This window comes from Corallococcus exiguus, from assembly GCF_009909105.1.
Classification (GTDB): Bacteria; Myxococcota; Myxococcia; order Myxococcales; family Myxococcaceae; genus Corallococcus; species Corallococcus exiguus.
In genome coordinates, this window is sequence record NZ_JAAAPK010000002.1 from 153,874 (window position 1) to 172,102 (window position 18,229).

An 18,229-nucleotide genomic window follows, 5' to 3' on the forward strand; every position below is an offset into this window, starting at 1 on the left:
TTCCAGGGGGATGGCCGTCGCGGCATGCCGCCGACACGCCGCCGGCCTGTCGCCGCGTCGTCCCGGAGCACAGCTCAGGCTTCACCTCTCAGCAGCCCTCCACGGCCTCATGGGTCCAGCCGATGGCACCTGCGTTGCAATGGCTTGGAGTGCAATCCAATCGACGCAGCGCCTTGCAGTGATAAGGCGCCGCGCTCGCGCGAATTGCCAGCAATTGAAGGCAGCTCAAACACGCAGTTCATTCCTGGAGGATAGGCAACAATGTTTCAGACCTCGAAGAATCCGGCGGACGTCAAGATTGAGAAGGACCGCGGCACCGTGTGGACGCTCCTCAACGGAACCAACGCGCTCGCCAATGACCCGGCCAGCCCGCAGCATTACGTCACCACTCGCACATCCGTTCCCTCGGACCCGAATCAGCAATGGATCATGTCCGCTGCGGACACCAATCCGCAGGCCTTCTACTTCATGAACAAGGCAAGCGGGCTCTACCTGTGCGCACCATTGCCTGGGAGCGGATCCAATCTGGTCTTTCAGATCAAGAAGAAGCAAGGGGTGGTGGGGCCCTATGACTACATGGCGTGGGCGGTCCAGCAGCCCAACGGCTCCCTTCCGGGCTACATCGCGGAAACGGCCTCCCCCGGCCAGGTCATCTCGTGCTCGTTGAACTTCGAGGTCTACATTTCCGGCTGGCAGGACGATCCAAAGCAGCTGTTCCTGGTGTCGGCGCAGGCTTCCCCTGAGGGAATGCAGGGCGCGTACGGCTCTGCGGCCTGAGCGTCGGCCCTGCTCATCCACCTCGGTAATATGACGGTGCCGGAGTGGAGCTTGCCCATGGGGTTGTCGTGGGGGGGCTCCACCTCCGCGCGTCAGCGCCGCACGACGGCGATGAGGGTCTCCGCGTCGATGTAGCCCAGCTGCCGTGAGTCCTGGCTTACTGCATTGTCTCCGGACACCACCACCTTGCCCGGAGGGACTCGCGTCTCGCTGTCGGCACCGAGGGCCGCCCTGGCCCAGTCCGGCACCGGGTCTCCCGCCACGGCGGCCAGCCGCTTGACGAGATAGGGCAGCGCCTGGTCGCCCAGCGTCGCGCGCTGCGCCGCGGGCATCAGGAAGACGACGACATCTGAACGCGCATAGCCGTTCGAACGGTCCAGCCGCCTCGCGACGAGCCGCTGCCCGTCATGCAGCGTGGGCGACATGCTGTTGCCTTGCACCGCGACGACAATCCAGCGGCGTCGCGCCCATGCCGCGCCCCCAGCACCCGCCACGAGCAGCGCGGCCCCCAGGCTCATCGCCGTGAGCATCATGCGACCTCCTTCGGGCCCGCCCGGGATGCGACGCGCTCGTCCTGATAGCCGCTCGCCTGGAGTGTGAACAGGCGCGCGTACTCGCCGCCCGCCGCCATCAGCGCGTCATGCGAGCCCTGCTCGATGAGCTGGCCCCCGGAGAGGACGAAGAGGGTGTCCGCGCCCCGCAGCGCGCTCATCCGGTGGGAGATGAGCAGCCGCGCCCGCCCGGCACCGTGACGCGCCAGGGTCCGGTGGATGTGGAACTCGGCGGCAGCGTCCAGGCCGGAGCTCGGCTCGTCCAGCACCAGCAGGTCGACGTCCTCGCGCATCAGGGCCCGCGCCAGCGCCAGCCGCTGCCACTGGCCTCCGGAAAGCGAGACGCCCGCTGGCATGTCCTCGTCCTCCCCTTCGAGCACGCGGCTGAGCAGCGTGTCGTAACCCGCGGGGAGCGAGGTGAGCTTTTCGTCGATCTCCGCCAGCCGCGCCACCTCGCGGATTCGCGCCGGGTCCTTCAGCCGGTCCAGGTCCCCCAGGCCGATGTTCTCCGCCGCGGTGAAGTCATACGTCATGAAGTCCTGGAAGGTCGCCGTCATCCGCCGCCGCAGCGCCCGGGCATCCAGCTCGCGCACGTCCACGCCGTCCCAGAGGACCTGGCCGCGCTCCGCGTCGTAGAGGCGGCACAGCAGCTTCACCAGCGTGCTCTTGCCGGCACCGTTGACGCCCACGAGCCCCACCGAGCCCCCCGCCGGAATGAAGAGGCTCACCCCCCGCAGCACCCACGGCCCACTGGCGTCGTAGCGGAACCAGACGTCGCGCAACTCCACGCCGTGCCGCAGCCGCGCCACCGGGCGCGAAGCCTCTGGCGCGCGGACCGGCAGGTCCATGATGTCGAGGTAGTTCTTGAAGGTCTGGACGCTGCGGCTCGCGAACTCGACCTGCGAGAGCAGCCCGTTGAAGGCGCCCTGGATGCCCGCCACGGCCGCGAGGAAGAGGGAGACGTCTCCAATCTGGAGCCGACCCTCAATCGCGCCCCGCGCGACGATGAAGGCCCCTGCCGCCGCCACCGCTGCCGTGAGCACCGACAGCGACGCCTGCACGGCCAGCCCCTTGCGCGTAACCGCCATCTCGCGGTCCGCCGCCTTGCGCAGCGACGCCACCATCCGCTCCAGCAGCAGCTCCCCCAATCCGAACAGCCGGCTCTCCTTGGCCGCCCGCACGTCCACCAGCAGCGAATGGTAGAAGTCGCGCCAGCGATACGTCGGCACCAGCGCCGCTGACAGCTCCACCAGCCACCGGCTGCGCACGAGCTGGGCCATCAGGGCCACGCCCCCCGCCAGCACCAGCAAGAGCGCCATGGGGGGCGACACCATCAGGACCACGGCGCTCAGCGTCCCCACCGAGACCAGCATGCGAAGGAGGGCCCTGACGAACTCGATGAGCTGCTGGGGTGCGTCCCGGGCGGCCTCCTCCGCGAGCCGCAGGCGGCCGTGGAAGGCGGGATCCTCGAAGTGGTGCAGGCCCTCCAGGGCCGCCACCTTCGCGAAGAGGGAGCGCTCGACCTCCAGGGTGACACCCCAGCGAATCACTCCGGACAGGTACTCGGAGACGTTGAGGATGGCCATGGCGCCACCGGCCACCGCGGCCGCGCCCACCGCCAGCGTGAGCGCCCGCTGCGAGTCGGCGAGGGCCCCGCGGCCCAGCTCATCCAGCAACTGCTTGGTGAGCCAGCCGCCCACGGCGGCCACGGAGCCGGTGCACAGCGTGAGGAGGAGGGCGAACCCGGACGCCAGCGGCGCCGCGCGCCACTGGAGCGCCACGGCCGCGCCCACCGTGCGCGACACCTCGCGCAGGATGCCCCGCCCGGGGCGCGGCTCGCTCATGACAGGACTTCGTGCAGGTAGTGCCCCGAGGCCGCGACCACGCCCTTGTCGACGAGGACGAGCGTGGGATAGCCCGCCTGTTTGATGGCCCGCGTGACGGAGTCACCCTCGGACAGCAACGCCACCCGGGCCACATGCTTCAAGGACGCCCCCAGCGCCACCGTGTCCGGGTCGCCAGGGTCTCCTTCGATGAACGCCATGAGCGGCATTCCGGGAGGCGATTCGAGCAGCTGCTTGCGCACCGAGGCGCAAGGCCGGCAGCCCGCGGCGAAGAAGCCGACCAGCGTCCTTCCCTCCCGCAGGGCGGCATCCGTAAAGGCCTCGCCCTCCACGGTGGTGGCCTCGAAGCGGCCGACCTCATCCCCCTTCAGCGGCAGTGCCGGGTCGCGCAGGACGACCTGGTTGGCCACCATCTCCTGAAGCGTGCGCAGCCGCCCGACGAGCGCGAGCGTCAGCAAGAGGTTGGCCACCACCAGCACGGCGAGGACGACACCACCCACGACAAGCGTTTCGACCATCGGCTGCCTCAGTTTCGGCGGGTTCGGGACAACGCAGCCAGCGACTGCGGTCCTCGGAACAAGAACACCAGATCATCCCAGCGCGTGACGAAGAGCCCCGCCAGGACCCCGACCGTCCCCGCGATGACGCCCATCCCCACCGCCAGCCCACCCGAGGCGGCCTCGTGGCTCACCGCTCCGACGACCGTGATGGTCAGCAACAGCCCATTGCGAACCAGGTGCGCCGCGCTGACGGGAGCGTTGCTGGCACCGAAGCACCGGCACGCGACCTTCTTTCCCCGGCGAATCACCCACGCGATCCCCAGCGTGAAGCCCACCAGGAGCAGCAGCGCCAGCACATACCCCGCCCCCATGCCCACCAGGAGCAGCAGCGCGGAGGCGGCTTCCGCCAGGATCAACGTGGCCGCCAGCGGCGCCCCAGCCAGGGCGCGCGGAAGACCAAAGCTCTTGAGTGTCTGGATGAAATCTTCAAAAGGTTTGCGTCCGCGCGCCTTTCCCAACGCGGCGAGCGCGAACACCATGGCCAGCATCAGTCGACAGCCTAGATTGACCGCGTTCAACGGAAGCCCTCGCGAAAACCACGGCTGGACGTGAATGGCTCACGTCCAGCCGCGGCCGTGAATCAGGAATCAGCAGACAGTGGACTTGACGCAGGGCCCGGTGCAGCTGTGGGACATCCGCTTGGCGGAACAGCACTCGCCGTGGTTCGGAACACAGGCACCTGCGGGAAGCTCGGACAGGAACAACTTCAGGAAGCGGTCACTCAACGCCTTGAGGATCTTCATGGTGTCTCCCTTTCGGTCTGCGTCGAGGGGAGTCGTTCCCTCGGCGCGACATTCGGGTAGGAGGAGGGCCAGGTGGGCGCGGACGGAGCCTCGGCTGCAAACGAGGCCCCGTCCGCTGTGCCTCGGCGGCTGCACGTTTATTTCTCCGGCGCGGACCGCGCGGCCGCGTTGCACGCGAGGGTGAGTGCGGCTTCGGATGGGAACGTGACCGTCACCCTCCAGCCGGGGCAGGCCAGCTACACGGACACCACGCGCAGGCGGACAGGGATTGCCTCCGGGGAATTCGGGTTGTGGCAACTCCGGTCACATTTCGTCCCGCTTTGCGAGAGGATGTTCTTGGGAGGTCTACGACACCTTGTTCGTGTTCCGGAGTCCATGTGACAGTCTCCGCGCGGCGGCTCACGCCGCTGAACCCAAACCATGGAGCTTTGGACATGCGTCTCCCCAGTGCAACGCCTGAGGTGAAGTCCAAGCAGAACGGGACCGATCTTCTGCGGCGACTCATCGCCGGGGAGCCGGTGCCGGACGTCTACCCCCTGGGAAGCCTTCGGCACGGCGGCCACAACCTCTTCGTCAAGAAGGAGAAGACGGAGGAGGAGCTCGCCAAGGAGAAGCTGGCGAAGGAGAAGAGGGAGGCGGAGGCCGCGGCGCTCGAGTTGGCGAAGGCGAAGCTCAAGCAGGGCCTCATCGCGCAGGGGACACAGCAGGTCCAGGGGTTCGTCGCGGCGTTCCTGCAGAAGCTGGCGGGGCCGCGGCTGGCGGTGTTTCGCGAGGGCACAAAGGATGGCCACAAGCACGAGCGGGGGTACCAGAGCTGGGGCAGCGGCACCTCCAGCCTGGGGAGCGTCTATGAGTTCACCTCCGCCGCGAAACCGCTCGAGGACTACTTCCGCAAGGTCTTCATTGCGATGAAGAACTCCCTGGAGGGGGCCCAGGGGCTCCCGTACCCGTTCCAGATCCGGCTGAGCAAGTATGACACCCAGCACGCGCACCTCTTCTACAACCCGGTGCTCGACGAGATGGGTCTCATCTTCCACTCCAAGGAGTATCCGAAGGACATCCCGAGCCTGAGCGACCCGGGCAAGGCAGGGGACACCTACAACGACTGCGAGGTGCGGGATTCCACCAAACAGCGGTATGCGGAGACCTTCTACGGCCGCAACCTGCTCTGGCTCCACAGCACCCAGTCCCTCTACATGCTGGACGGAGCGCCAGACAGCAGCATCTTCAAGGACCTGATCTGGGTCGGCTGGATCGCCGACATGTTCCTCGAGGACGGTATCCGTGACAGTGACCAGCTCTTCGGCCAGTTCGCCTACAAGGTTGACCAGAGCCTGTTTGGCGTGACGTGGCTCCATATCAACTTCTTTGACTACAACATGTTCGTGGGCGTCGCGGCGTAACCGGGTGCCGCCAAGCGGCGACCCGCCAACGACTGTTGCTTGCGCGTGGGGTCGTCGCTCGTCCCGAGGTGGGTCACGCAGACCTTGTCGCTCTGGGAACCCGCTGGAAGGCCCAGAGCCTGAACATACGCACACAATGGGCGCGCGGCCTGGGGTGGCGTGTAACCCAACGGGGCTCCAGTGACCTGTCCACCGGCCGGGAGCATTGCTTGGGCGGTCCCTCCGCACCCTCCTTCCTCTTCAACAGGGCCCTGTCCCTTTTGTGCGTTTCACGGGAAGTGGGGCATTGTGACTGACTGAAACAAGCCAGTGGGGGGCGCGGCGACAGCCTCCATTCAATGGGAAATTCATGCACGCAATGAGAGCCAGCAGGGTTCTGCTGTTGGGATTGGTATGTGTTGCCTTGAGCTGTAGCAGCAAGGCGCCGGAAGACAAGCCGTTGGCCCGCAGTGCTTCTCCATTGGTGGAGGAGTGGACGGCCACCGGCACCATGGCTGAGTCGCGCAAGTACCACGCAGGCGTGGTGCTGCCGACGGGCAAGGTGCTGGTGATGGGCGGCTACAACGTCAGCGGCTACTTGTCCTCCTCCACCGTTTATGACCCTGCGACAGGCACCTGGACGGCCGCCGCCCCCATGCCGGCGCCTCGGCAGGTGCTCACCGCCACGCTGTTGAGTTCAGGCAAGGTGCTCGTGGCGGGCGGCGAGAACGCGACGGGCCGCCTGGCTTCCACGGCGGTCTATGACCCCGCCACCAACACGTGGGCTTCCGCAGGGAGTCTTGCCTCGGGTGTGGCTCGCGATTCCCTGACGGCGACGCTGCTGCCTTCGGGCAAGGTGCTGGTCGCGGGCGGAGGCAACACCAGCGGCGCCAAGGTCAATGTGGATGTGTATGACCCGGTGGCGGGAACCTGGAGCGTGGGCCCGAATCTGGGAACGGCGCGGCGCAATCACACGGCAACGCTGCTGACGACGGGGCAGGTGTTGGTGGTGGGAGGCGTCGTGAGCGCGAGTCTGGCGACGGCGGAGGTGTATGACCCGACGAGCAATGCCTGGGCGGCGACGGGAGCGCTGGCGACGGCGCGCTACAACCATACGGCGACGCGGTTGCCCTCGGGCAAGGTGCTGGTGGTGGGCGGGCGTGGCAGCGGTGTGGGGGTGGTGGGGACGGCGGAGCTCTACGACCCGAGCGCGGGGACGTGGAGCGCGACGGGCGCGCTGGGGAGTGCGCGGGAGCTGCACACGGCGACGCTGCTGAGCACGGGGAAGGTGCTGGTGGCGGGAGGTCAGAATGGGAGCGCGTTGAGCAGCGCGGAGCTGTACGACGAGGCCAGCGGGACGTGGAGCGCGACGACGCCGATGGGAGGCGCGAGGTACGTGCACGTGGCGGCACCGCTGGAGGGGAAGATTTTGGTGGTGGGAGGAACCGGGAGCGCGAGCCTGGCGACGGCGGAGGTGTATGGGTATGACGCATGCGCCGGGGTGATCTGCAACAGCGCGCCGGGGTCGTGCCACGAGGCAGCGGGCACGTGTAGCAATGGGGTGTGCAGCTACGCACCGAAGGCTTCGGGCGCGGCCTGTGATGACGGGAATGCCTGTACCGGAACGGACGCGTGCAACGGCGCGGGTGTTTGCGCGGGAAGCGCCACCCACTGCGACAGCCCGCCCGGGCAGTGCTACGAGGCGGCGGGCGCATGCAGCAACGGGACGTGCTCCTACACGTACAAGGCGGCCGGCGCGGGGTGTGATGACGGGGATGCATGCACGGTGGGTGAGACGTGTAACGGGAACGGAGGGTGCGCGGGGACGCCGGTGAGCTGCACCAGTCCGCCCGGGCAGTGCTACGAGGCGGCTGGCACGTGCAGCGCTGGAGCGTGCACCTATGCGCCGAAGGCCGCGGGCACCGCCTGCAATGATGGCAACGGGGGGACCCTCAACGACGTGTGCAGCGGGACGGGGGCGTGCGCGGGAGTGCCGGCGTGCACGACGCCTCCGAGCGCATGCCATGACTCCCCGGGCACCTACGCCAACGGGGCCTGTACGTACCCGGTGAAGGCGGCTGGGACGGCATGCGGCGCCGGTCAGGTGTGCAACACGACGGGACAGTGCCTGAGCGGGTGCTGGATTGGAGGGGCGTACTACGCGGCGGGGACCACCCACCCCAGCGTGGCCTGCCAGGAGTGCAACCCGGGCATGACGACGAGCGGTTGGAGCAACAAGGCCGTGGGAAGCACGTGCGCTGCCCCCGCGTACGGAAACTGGGGGAGCTGCGATGGATTCAGTGACACGTGCGATGAGTCGGGGAGCCAGTCGCGCACGGTGACGGCGTCTGCCTGCACCAGCAGTGGGGCATGCGCGGGCACGGGCTCGAGCGAGACGCAGGCGTGCACGCGAAGCACGGGAGGCACGGCGTGCGGTACGAGCTACGGAGGCTGGGGAAGCTGCGAAGGCTTCAGTGACTTCTGCGACACGACGGGGACGCAGTCGAGGACGGTGACGGCTTCGACGTGTGGCTCCGGGACGTGCAATGCGTCGAGCAGCAGCACGGAGACGCAGTCGTGTACACGGGCGGCCCCCAACACGAACTGCGCGGCGCCCAGCTACGGGGCGTGGGGCGCGTGCAGCTTCAGCGATGCCTGTGCGCAGACGGGGACGCAGTCAAGGACGGTGACGAGCTACGGCTACAGCTGCGCCAGTGGGCAGTGCGTGGCGTCCACGAGTACGGAGACGCAGGCGTGCTCGCGCAACACGAATGGCGCCAGCTGCGGTGCTCCCAGCTACGGAAGCTGGGAAAGCTGTGGTGGCTATAGCGATACCTGCGACCAGACGGGAACGCAGTCACGCTCCGTCACTTCGTACACCTGCTCCAACGGGACGTGCGGTTCCTCCTCTAACTCGGAGTCGCAGGCATGCTCGCGAAACACGGAGGGTACGTATTGCGGTACCACCGCCGGCGGTTGGGGAAGCTGCGGAGGATTCAGTGACTACTGCGACGCGTCAGGGTCACAGTCGAGGACCGTGACGGACTACGCGTGCGGAGGTGGATCGTGCAACCCTTCGAGTAGCAACCCTGAGTCGCGGACGTGCACACGGACGGCACCCGGTCCACAGTCCTGCCAGGCTGGCTCCGAGAGTTGGGGCAGCTGCGGCGGGTTCAGCGACTTCTGCGATTCGACGGGTACCCGTTCGCACACCGTGACCAGCTATAGCTACAGCTGTTCCACCGGACAGTGTGTGTCCTCGACCTCGACGGGTTCGGAGTCGTGCTCGCGGACTGCCCCCGGTCCCCAGCCGTGCCCTTCGAGCTATGGGAGCTGGAGCGCCTGTGGTGGATTCAGCAGTGCATGCGACGCGACGGGCACGCAGTCTCGCCAGGTGACTCACTACACCTATAACTGCTCGACGGGACAGTGTACGCCAACCTCCAGCAGCTCGGAGACCCAGGCGTGTACGCGGAATCCCGGTCCGGATGCGTGCGGGGCGCCAGTCGTCGGGCCGTGGGGCACGTGCAACATGGTCACCCCCTGTGGGCAGGGGCTCCAGACAAGGAATGTGACGAGTTACAGCTGCTCAAGTGATGCATGCGTGTCGTCCACGACCACGCAGACGCAGGACTGTTCAGTCCCCGCGATTCCGGGTTGGACGCTGTGCGGCGATGGCTCGTGCTCGACCCTGGAGAACAACAACAATAATTGTGGCGCTTGTGGGAATGCCTGTACGGGCCCCAAGTACAATGTGTGCATGGGCGGGGCCTGCTGCAATTCGCCGACCAATTGTTTGTAGGTCCGCTCTCTTCAGCATGAGGAGCGGTGGCTGTCGGTGAACCCACGCGGAGAGACTTCACCCGTCTCTCCGCGTGGGAGCCCGCGGCCTGATGCGGCGCGGCTAGTAATTGAGCCAGCGGTAGCCCGTGGTCGCCGAGCCCGAGCACAGCAGGGAGTTCGGCTTCTGGGTCGTGGCGTTGCAGCAGTCCTTCGTGGCGTTCGGGGTCGTGCACCGCTGGTTCACGTACTGGCTGCATGACGGCAGCCCGCTGCACGATGCCGGACACGCGGTCGACACGCCGTCGCACGTCACGCCCTGGTTGTTCGTCGACGTGCAGGTGGTCCCCGTACAGGAAACCGACGTTCCCCCAGCGCAAGTCGCCGTACAGGTGGCGAACTGAGACACCGTCCGCGCTTCAGCCTCGGGGGCCATCGTGTCTTCGAGGGCCGGGCCGCCGCAGCCCAGGAGGGAAAGGCCAACCCACGTCGCCATCGCTGCAAGAGAGATCTTCATGAGAAGCCCCTGGAGGTCCTTCGAGTGAGCCTCAAACGCTATCATGGAGACTGCGGAGTCCACCTTGAACCGCGACTGTCAACCATTTCCACGTGCGGCTCTCATGAGCCTTGCAAGACGATTCTCTGGGAACGCATATCCGCCGACGTAGGCATCTGCTCGTCAAAGGCGTTCATCACCCAGAAGACCTTGTTGAGGTGGAATGGGGGGCGTCACAGCACGAGCTGTAGTCGAAAGCGCAACCGCCCGGATGACGAGTTGTGGGGACGCTTCGGCCTGTCGGCGCTTCCAGCTGTGGAGGTGGCGGGACTTGAACCCGCTGCCTACTCGAACACGCCGATGCCCGGGTCGCTGCCGCCGGGCTTCGTGGGCTTCGTGGGCCGGGGCGTCGGAGCGGCACGCACCGGCTCCAACCGCACGCTCACGCGCTGCTCCGCCATGTCCGCGAGCCGGCTGTAGTCCAGGGTCTTCTCCTGGTCCTGATGCCCGGAGAGCTTGAAGCGCAGCTCGGTGACCTTGGAGCGCGGCATGCGCAGCTTGGTGGGCGTGGTGCCGATCTGCGCATCACCATCGAAGATGGCCGCGCCGGACGGCGAGGAGGTGAACTCCACCGTCACGTCCTGCGGCAAGGCCGCCGGAGGAGGCGTCGCCGGCGGATCCTGCACCCGCGTGGACGGCGGCGCTTCCACAGGCGCCTTCGGAGGCGTCATCGCCACGGGGGCCTGCGGCGTCTCACCACCCCCGCGCGCCATCACCACCGCCACGCCCGCGCCAATCAGCAGCAGCGGTACGCCGATGATGGCCGCCTTCACACCTCCGGACATGCCCTTGGGCGGCGGCGGAAGCTCCGGCTCCACGTGGCGGGGGGCAGGGGGACGCGGTCTGCTCGAGGCCACCGGCGCCGGGCTGTTCCCATTGGACGTCGCTCTTGGAGCCGCTGCCTGCGCTCCCGCCGACGTGCCGCCCCGAGGCGGAGCCATGCCCACTCGCGACCCCGTCTTGCCCGTGGCCGGAGCACGGCCCGCGCGGCTGCCGGAACCCAACCGGCTGCCAGAACCCGCGCGGCTGCGGCTGCCCGTTCCTCGCTCGGCGCCGGGCGTGCCGCCCGTGGGGTGCGCGTCCAGCTCCTCGGGGGACAGGCCCTCCACCGCGTCCAGCAGCGAGTCGATGAACTCCTGCGCGTTCTGGTGCCGGTCCTCCTTCTCCGGCGCGAGCGCCTTGGTGAAGAAGGCGTCCAGCTCCGGCGGCACCGGCGCGCCCTGGCGCTTGCTGTTCACCGGGGGCACGGGCTGCGTCAGCGACGCCGTCAGCGCCTTGCGCACCGTGTTCGCGCCGTAGGGCGAGCTGCCCGTGAGGCAGAAATAGAGCACGCCCGCCATCGAGTAGAGGTCGGAGCGCTGGTCCACGGACTCGCCGCCGGCCTGCTCGGGCGGCATGTACTGCGGGGTGCCCAGCACCTGGCCGGTGGAGGTGAGCTGCTCCTCCTCGTCCTGCTCCAGGGCCTTCACCAGACCGAAGTCCAGCACCTTGACGAAGTCCTTCCCGTCGAGCGCCTGGACCATGATGTTGTGCGGCTTCAGGTCGCGGTGGACGCAGCCCTCGTCGTGCGCGTGCGCCAGTCCCAGCGTGGCCTGCTCCAGCAGGTTCACCGCGCGGCGCAGCGTCATGGGCCCTTCGCGCTTCACCAGCTCCTTGAGGCTCTCCCCCTTGAGGAGCTCCATCACGTAGTAGCAGGTGCCGTCCGCGGCCCGGCCGAAGTCGAAGATGGTGATGACGTTCGGGTGGCGCAGGCGGCTGGCGATCTCCGCCTCGCGGCGGAAGCGCTCGAAGAACTGGGGCGCCGCGGCGAGCGACGGGTTGAGCGTCTTCACGGCTACAGGCCGCTGCACGGACGTCTGCGTGGCGCGGAACACCATGCCCATGCCGCCCTGGCCCAGGACGCTTTCAATCTTGTAGCGGCCGTCCAGCACCTGGCCCAGGAGCTGGAGGCTCTGCGCTGAGCACAGGTGATCTTGACCTTCGGTACTACCGCAGTGGGGACAGGGGGCGGCCATGGGTGCCGGGAGTATAGGCAAGCCCCGCCTTCCGCCCAACCGGGGAGATGTGCCCCCTGGGCAGTCAAGCAGGCATCAGAACCGTTCCCGAAGGGCTTGCGGGCTGTTATCTCCCCCCTCCGCCATGAGCCTCGTCATCGCCCAGGACATCAGCCTCGCCTACGGAAAGAAGGTCCTCTTCGACGAGGACAATTTCACCCTCGGTCCCAGGGACCGGGTGGGCCTGGTGGGGGCCAACGGGACGGGAAAGTCGTCCCTCATGAAAATCATCGCCGGGGCGAGCCTGCCGGACGGGGGCACCGTCCAGTACAGCCGCCGGGCCCGGGCGGGCTACCTCCCCCAGGAAATCGCCGGCCTGCCGGAGGGCACGGTGGTGGAGGCGGTCATGAGCACCGTCCCCGGCCGGGACTCCCTGGAGGTCCGGCTGAAGGACACGGAGGCGGCGCTCGCCGGCAGCTCGGACGAGGAGGAGCAGCTGGAGCTGGCCCAGACGCTGGCGGACCTCCACGCGGAGCTGGACGACTTCGAGAACCGCTACGGCCGGCACCACGCCGAGCGCATCCTCAAGGGCCTGGGCTTCAAGGACGCGGACCTGTCCAAGCCCACCCAGGCGCTGTCCGGCGGCTGGCGCATGCGCGCGGCGCTGGCGGGACTGCTCCTCCAGGACCCGGACCTGCTGCTGTTGGACGAGCCCACGAACCACCTGGACGTGCCCACGCTCGCGTGGTTCGACGGGTTCCTGCGCCGCTCCAACAAGGCGATGGTGCTCATCTCCCACGACCGCGACTTCCTCAACCGGCAGATCAACCGGGTGGTGTCCCTGGAGATGGAGGGCGTGCGCGAGTACGCCGGCAACTACGAGGACTACAAGCGCCAGCGCGCGGAGGAGATGGTCCTCCTGCAGGCGCGGGCGGAGAAGGTGGAGCAGCGCCGCGCGGAGCTGCAGGGCTTCATCGACCGGTTCGGTGCGAAGGCCACCAAGGCGAAGCAGGCGCAGAGCCGCGCGAAGATGCTGGCGAAGCTGGAGAAGGTCCAGGTCCTGGAAGAGCGCCAGACGATGAAGTTCCGCTTCCCGGAAGTGGAGCGCAGCGGCCGGGACGTGGTGTTGATGGAGGACATCACCAAGCGCTACGGCGCGCTCACCGTCTACGACGGGCTGAACGCGCGGCTGGAGCGCGGCCAGCGCATCGCCGTGGTGGGCGCGAACGGCGCGGGCAAGACGACCCTGCTCAAGATGGTGGCGGGGGAGCTGGCGCCGGACAGCGGCAAGGTGACGGTGGGGCACAACGTGGTGGTGGGCTATTACGCGCAGCACCACGCGGACAAGCTGGACCGCCGCAACACCATCATCGAGGAGGTGCGGCCCCTGGCCGAGGACAAGCCGGAGAGTTACGTGCGCGGCGTGCTGGGCGCGTTCCTCTTCAGCGGCGACGACGTGGACAAGCCCATCGGCGTGCTGAGCGGTGGCGAGCGCGCCCGCGTGGCGCTGGCGAAGCTGCTGCTGGTGCCGTCCAACTTCCTCCTGATGGACGAGCCGACGAACCACCTGGACCTGGACTCGTCGGAGATGCTGATTGAGGCGCTGAAGCTGTACGGCGGCACGCTGCTGTTCGTCAGCCACAACCGCAGCTTCATCAACAACCTGTGCACGCACGTCTGGGAGGTGGCGGACGGCAAGCTCACGTCGCACGCGGGCAACCTGGACGAGTACCTCTACCACCAGGAGCAGCTGCGCCTGACGGCGGAGGGCGCGGACACGGGCTCGCCGAGCGGGAAGGGCGGGGCGCCGGGTGCGGGTCCGGTGTCGGAGAAGGACCGCAAGCGCCTGGAGGCGGAGGCCCGTCAGCGGCGCTCCGTGGTTGAGGGCCCCATCAAGAAGGAGATCGCGAAGCTGGAGGAGCGCATCGCGAAGGTGGAGGCCGAGCAGAAGGAGCGCGAGGGCCAGCTGGCGGACCCGGTCCTCTACAACGACTTCGCCCGGGCGAAGCCGCTCATGGACGCGCACCGGACGGGCAAGGAGGAGCTGGAGGACCTCTATGCCCGCTGGGAGGCCGCGCAGGAGAAGCTGGCGGCGGCGCAGGCCTGACGCGGGAGGGCTGGACAGGGGAGGGGCCTTGGAATCCAATCCAAGGCCGCCCGAAGTCCGGAGCCTCCATGTTCTTTGGCCGTTCCAACGAAAACCCGACGTTCATTCCACACAGCAAGATTTCAGCGGCGGTCCAGGACCTGATTGAAGGTGCCAAGCGCGAGCTGACGCTGGTGACACCCTATTTCAAGCCCTGGAATCACTTGCAGAATGCCATCCGTGGCCGGCTGAAGGAGCATGTCGCGGTCACGTTGGTCATCCGGGCGGATGAGCTCACCAAGACCTCGGCGCACCTCCAGCCGTTTGCTGCGGAGGGGGCCCGGATCATGAGTCTGGATCGACTGCATGCGAAGCTCTACATGAGCGAGAGGTGCGCCGTCCTGACATCCATGAATCTCCTTGAGACGTCCGCACTGAACAGCTGGGAATGTGCGTTGCAGATCTCAGCCGAGGACTCGCCCACGCTGTTCAAGCAGTTCGCGGAGCAGGTACTTGCTATTCGCAATGCCGCGAACCTTGTGCCGTCTTCGGCGCTCACCGGGACGCCTTCCCCGGCTCCTGCGTCGCAGCCTGCTGCGAAACAAGAGCCCAACCTCATCCAGCACTTCGGCATCTGGAAGACCGACCTGAAGCCCGAGATGATTGAGGCGCGTCGTACCTATCCGCGTGCCTATGAGGGGTGGTCAGACGAGGAGTTGGGTGTCGTGAAGCTGCTCGGGCAGCGCGGAGAAGATGCCGAAACCATCGCCAAGCGATTGGGCCGCCAACCCAGCTCTATTGAGCGGAAACTGAAGGAACTGCTTTAGACCTGCCATGGCCCACATCTCCAAAGAGGTTGCGTACAACCTCATCGTCGAGTTGGGGCTGCCTCAGGTCATCCTGGACATCTTCGAGGGCAATCCACCGGAGGACTGCAGCTACCGGTACGGCCGTCCGGATGAGTACTACCGGATGACCGAAGAGCATCAGGCGAACTACGGCGCGGACGCCGTGGTGCCATTCATGGACAACAGCAACTTCGACGTTCTGTTCGCCTATGATCGACAGCGGCATGCATATCTTCGCTTCTACGTGGAAGCGCCAACGGAGGGCCTCGCCCAGCCCTTCTGCTCATGGCAGCAGCTCATGGCTCAAGAGTTCATCCGTCACTACGAAGATGAAATGGACAACGCCCTCCTTCGTGATTTCGCGAAGCGGTTCGACTTCCATTTCGTAGAGGAGTTGATCGAACTGGGAGAGCGGAACTGCCGGGAGGACGACGAGAGGTGGCTCCCGGAGTGCGAAAAGTTCGTCGCCTGGGTTGGCGAACGAGGGGACAAGGCACTGCCGTAGGCGGGTTATTGAACATCGAAGACCTTCCGGACCGGGGCGCCGCCGCGCTCAATCTGGAGTTCGATGCGCCGGGCGTCCCGTAGCTTCGTGAAGGCCTCCAGCGCCTTGTCGGGGCTGTCCAGGTCCAGGCCGTTGATGCGCTGGAGCACGTCTCCGTTGCGCAGCCCCATCCGTGAGTAGAACGACTCCTCGCGGATGGAGAACAGCTTGAAGCCCACGGGGCGGCCGTCCTTGAAGGCGGGCACCACCCGGGCCTGCATCGACAGCTCGGGCAGGTGCGTGAGTGCTTCGGTGACGTCCTCGCGCGGCACCGCGTAGGTGTCTGGCCCCGTCTCCCGGATGCCGCGGCCCAGGCCTGAGCCTCCGGGCTGCGCGGCCCCCGGATGGGCGTTCACCGCGACGGGCGGCACGCTCCCGAATCCGTCGACGTACTCGAGCCGCCCGTCCACCAGCAGCAGGATGCGCTCCCGCTCGATGGCGAAGACCCTCGCCCCTTGGATGAGGTCGCTGACCATCAGGCTGTGCGCGCTGCCGGCCGGCAGCTCGTGGATGGAGGCCATGGACCACCGGGGATCCTGCGCCACCAGGGTGCCCAGCAGCCGGATGGCCAGCGTGCTCCGGCGCAGGTCCTGCTCTGGCGCTGGAGCCACCTCCACGTGGGGAGCGGATGAGAGCCCCGTCAGCTGCGCCAGTCGCGTCCCATCCAGCGCCGTCGAGGGAGGGACGTTCGATGGCACAGAGGCCGCGGCCCAGGTGTCGCGGATGCCTGGCAGCACGAAGGCGCTGGTCACCTGATTCGCGATCAGCGCGGCTGTCAGGGCACACGAAAAGACAAGCAGGACGAACAGGCCCTGAACGGGCCGCTGCATTCCATCATTCATGACAAAGGCCTCCCTGTTTGGAACAGGGAGGCCTTGAGCAAACCAGGGGCCAGCGGCTCCCCAGAGGGAGCGCGGTGGGCGCTGAAGCCCGGTCAGGGACCTCGTGTCAGGAATCGCGGTGCCAGCAATGACAACCCGTCATGACACGGTGTCCGTCATCCCTCAGTGGCCGTAATAGAAGGACGAGCCCCAGAGGTAGGCGGTCCGGCTGGCGGGAGCCGTGCCCACCAGGCAGTGCGCGCCGTCATAACCGCCGATGACGCAGTGGGGAGTCGGCGTGATGTAGAGGTTGTTCGCCCACTTGAACGGCGTCGAACCCCAGGGCAGCGGCATGACGAAGCAGTTGGCCCCGTCGAACGTCGACGGCGCGGGGCACGCGTTGCCGGGGCCGGGCGTCAGGTAGAGGTTCCCGGACCAGACGAAGTAGCTGGTGCTCCAGGAGGGGTAGGGGAGGATGTAGCAGTTCGCCGTGTCCCAGCCGGAGGGCGCCGGGCAGTAGGTGCCGGGCAGCGCGTTGACGTAGTAGGCGTTGTTGTGGACGAACGCCGTCAGCCCGGAGGGCACGTTCATCACGTGGCAGTTCGCCCCGTCCCAGCTCGCGGTGAGGGGCGCGCCCGTGTGCGACGTGACCTTCGGCGCGCAGGGGTTGTAGGGGTTGTAGGGCGTGGCCGCTGAGAAGAACGCGTACGAGTCCGCGTTGCGGATGGCGCTGCTGGGATCGCTGCTCGCGAGCACCAGGTTGGCGGAGTAGCCGTACTGGACGTCATCCGTCTTCGCCACGACCCGGAAGTGGCTGACTTCATGAATCAGGGTGTCTGCCTTGGAGCCCGCCCCCGTCATGGGCGCGGGCCAGAATCCGGAGCACAGGTGGATCTTGTATTCCTTCCGGGGCTTGACGTAGGCGTAGGCGTTGCTCTGGTTGCAATCGCAGTAGAACTTGAACGTCTCGTTGTCCACGGCGTTCCGAATCTTCCGGAAGTTCTCACGGACGGTGCTGTAACGAGAGCTGTCGTAGGCGCCGAACCATTGGGTGTAGCGAGTCACCGGGTTCCCCGCCACCAGGTAGTCATAGGAGTCGTTCGCGTAGTTGAGGGCGTGCTGCCGGGCGTCGATCAGCGCGTTCTTCTGCGAGCTGCTGCACTGCTTCCACTTCTCGTTGCTGCCACTGACGATCTTGGTCTGCGGCTCGTCGTCGTCCAGGTCGTCCGGATCCAGGGGCGGCTCGCGACCCTCGATGTCGAGGAAGACGACGTTGGAGACCGCCGTCCCCCGGCCCATCCTCGCGTCCAGGAGCTCGGTCTTGAACTGGACCGCGTAGGTCCCCGAGACGGAGAGGTCGTAGTTGTCCCAGAGCGAGGCGATGCCCGAGATGCTCTCTCCCGGCTTCAGCGTGAGGTAATCGCTGTCCGAGGGCGCGTCGCGCCGGTAGAGCCGGCCGATGTAGTCCACCGGCTTGCGCTCCAGGGCGACGGTGAAGATGTCCGCCTGGATGCCATCCACGACAGGCGTCTGGTAGCCGAGGATCCGCACCGGCTCCTTCGATACGTTCGTGAACGTGACCGCGAGGTCCACGGGCGCGTCCGCCGGAAACTTCGCCACCTTGGACGTGAGCTTGATGTCGATGGCCTCCCCGGCGCTTGCGTGTAATGGGATTGAAACGAGCGCGGCCACGATGAGACAGATCAATTTCATCCAGACAGGGTGCAATATCCTGGGTGAAAT

General features: G+C 67.1%; 15 protein-coding genes and 1 pseudogene. 7 read left to right on the forward strand and 9 right to left on the reverse strand.

Annotated features, from left to right (window positions below; genetic code table 11):
- The first annotated feature begins 261 nt into the window (after nucleotides 1-261).
- Nucleotides 262-777 (forward strand): hypothetical protein, encoded by a 516-nt coding sequence (locus tag GTZ93_RS07210; RefSeq protein WP_139919390.1) that lies wholly within the window; start codon nucleotides 262-264, stop codon nucleotides 775-777.
- Between the two features lie 92 nt (nucleotides 778-869).
- On the opposite strand, the gene GTZ93_RS07215 is transcribed toward GTZ93_RS07210, so the two are convergent.
- From GTZ93_RS07215 to GTZ93_RS07230, 4 genes are read right to left on the reverse strand one after another with little or no spacing between them, the layout of a single operon-like run.
- Nucleotides 870-1,310, reverse strand: a complete 441-nt coding sequence (locus tag GTZ93_RS07215; RefSeq protein WP_257979259.1) for a S26 family signal peptidase — start codon at nucleotides 1,308-1,310, stop codon at nucleotides 870-872.
- On the reverse strand, nucleotides 1,307-3,172 hold the full coding sequence (locus GTZ93_RS07220; protein WP_161662695.1) for an ABC transporter ATP-binding protein: 1,866 nt from the start codon (nucleotides 3,170-3,172) through the stop codon (nucleotides 1,307-1,309). Before GTZ93_RS07220 ends, GTZ93_RS07215 begins: the two co-directional genes overlap by 4 nt.
- Nucleotides 3,169-3,690: a TlpA family protein disulfide reductase gene (locus GTZ93_RS07225; protein ID WP_139924203.1), complete on the reverse strand. Its 522-nt coding sequence runs from the start codon at nucleotides 3,688-3,690 to the stop codon at nucleotides 3,169-3,171. Before GTZ93_RS07225 ends, GTZ93_RS07220 begins: the two co-directional genes overlap by 4 nt.
- Before the next feature lie 8 nt (nucleotides 3,691-3,698).
- Nucleotides 3,699-4,250 (reverse strand): MauE/DoxX family redox-associated membrane protein, encoded by a 552-nt coding sequence (locus GTZ93_RS07230; RefSeq protein WP_261778026.1) that lies wholly within the window; start codon nucleotides 4,248-4,250, stop codon nucleotides 3,699-3,701.
- A 659-nt stretch (nucleotides 4,251-4,909) separates the two neighbouring features.
- Between GTZ93_RS07230 and GTZ93_RS07235 the strand changes: the two genes are divergently transcribed.
- Entirely contained in the window at nucleotides 4,910-5,878 is a 969-nt protein-coding gene (locus GTZ93_RS07235; RefSeq protein ID WP_139923946.1) for a hypothetical protein, read from the forward strand.
- Between the two features lie 490 nt (nucleotides 5,879-6,368).
- A pseudogene (locus GTZ93_RS43395) lies at nucleotides 6,369-7,241 on the forward strand (Kelch repeat-containing protein); the annotation flags it as partial.
- On the opposite strand, the gene GTZ93_RS42625 reads toward GTZ93_RS43395, so the two are convergent.
- Both GTZ93_RS42625 and GTZ93_RS42630 read right to left on the reverse strand, forming a co-directional pair.
- Complete coding sequence (locus tag GTZ93_RS42625; RefSeq protein ID WP_257979426.1) at nucleotides 7,163-7,405, reverse strand: hypothetical protein; 243 nt, start codon at nucleotides 7,403-7,405, stop codon at nucleotides 7,163-7,165. The pseudogene GTZ93_RS43395 and the gene GTZ93_RS42625 sit on opposite strands and share 79 nt — an antisense overlap.
- Nucleotides 7,406-8,014: 609 nt before the next feature.
- The gene (locus GTZ93_RS42630; RefSeq protein WP_257979425.1) at nucleotides 8,015-8,284 is read right to left on the reverse strand and encodes a hypothetical protein; all 270 of its coding nucleotides are present in this window, start codon (nucleotides 8,282-8,284) and stop codon (nucleotides 8,015-8,017) included.
- A gap of 1,502 nt (nucleotides 8,285-9,786) precedes the next feature.
- Here GTZ93_RS42630 and GTZ93_RS07245 point away from each other — a divergent pair.
- Nucleotides 9,787-10,041 (forward strand): hypothetical protein, encoded by a 255-nt coding sequence (locus GTZ93_RS07245; RefSeq protein ID WP_158624542.1) that lies wholly within the window; start codon nucleotides 9,787-9,789, stop codon nucleotides 10,039-10,041.
- A 436-nt stretch (nucleotides 10,042-10,477) separates the two neighbouring features.
- Here the strand turns inward: GTZ93_RS07245 and GTZ93_RS07250 are convergent, their stop codons facing one another.
- The gene (locus tag GTZ93_RS07250) at nucleotides 10,478-12,208 is read right to left on the reverse strand and encodes a serine/threonine protein kinase (RefSeq protein ID WP_139921709.1); all 1,731 of its coding nucleotides are present in this window, start codon (nucleotides 12,206-12,208) and stop codon (nucleotides 10,478-10,480) included.
- A gap of 124 nt (nucleotides 12,209-12,332) precedes the next feature.
- Here GTZ93_RS07250 and GTZ93_RS07255 point away from each other — a divergent pair, with 124 nt between their 5' ends.
- The 3 genes from GTZ93_RS07255 (at nucleotide 12,333) to GTZ93_RS07265 (ending at nucleotide 15,626) form a co-directional block, all read left to right on the forward strand.
- Nucleotides 12,333-14,294 carry an ABC-F family ATP-binding cassette domain-containing protein gene (locus GTZ93_RS07255; protein WP_139921707.1) on the forward strand — a complete coding sequence of 654 codons (1,962 nt, stop codon included), beginning with the start codon at nucleotides 12,333-12,335 and terminating at the stop codon, nucleotides 14,292-14,294.
- Nucleotides 14,295-14,362: 68 nt separating this feature from the next.
- Nucleotides 14,363-15,100 (forward strand): phospholipase D-like domain-containing protein, encoded by a 738-nt coding sequence (locus tag GTZ93_RS07260; RefSeq protein WP_139921705.1) that lies wholly within the window; start codon nucleotides 14,363-14,365, stop codon nucleotides 15,098-15,100.
- A gap of 7 nt (nucleotides 15,101-15,107) precedes the next feature.
- The gene (locus tag GTZ93_RS07265; protein WP_139921703.1) at nucleotides 15,108-15,626 is read left to right on the forward strand and encodes a hypothetical protein; all 519 of its coding nucleotides are present in this window, start codon (nucleotides 15,108-15,110) and stop codon (nucleotides 15,624-15,626) included.
- A gap of 5 nt (nucleotides 15,627-15,631) precedes the next feature.
- On the opposite strand, the gene gspC is transcribed toward GTZ93_RS07265, so the two are convergent.
- Together gspC and GTZ93_RS07275 are read right to left on the reverse strand one after the other, a co-directional pair.
- Nucleotides 15,632-16,507 carry a type II secretion system protein GspC gene (gspC, locus tag GTZ93_RS07270; RefSeq protein WP_139921701.1) on the reverse strand — a complete coding sequence of 292 codons (876 nt, stop codon included), beginning with the start codon at nucleotides 16,505-16,507 and terminating at the stop codon, nucleotides 15,632-15,634.
- Between the two features lie 162 nt (nucleotides 16,508-16,669).
- Complete coding sequence (locus GTZ93_RS07275; RefSeq protein WP_139921699.1) at nucleotides 16,670-18,199, reverse strand: M35 family metallo-endopeptidase; 1,530 nt, start codon at nucleotides 18,197-18,199, stop codon at nucleotides 16,670-16,672.
- Between the last annotated feature and the right edge of the window lie 30 nt (nucleotides 18,200-18,229).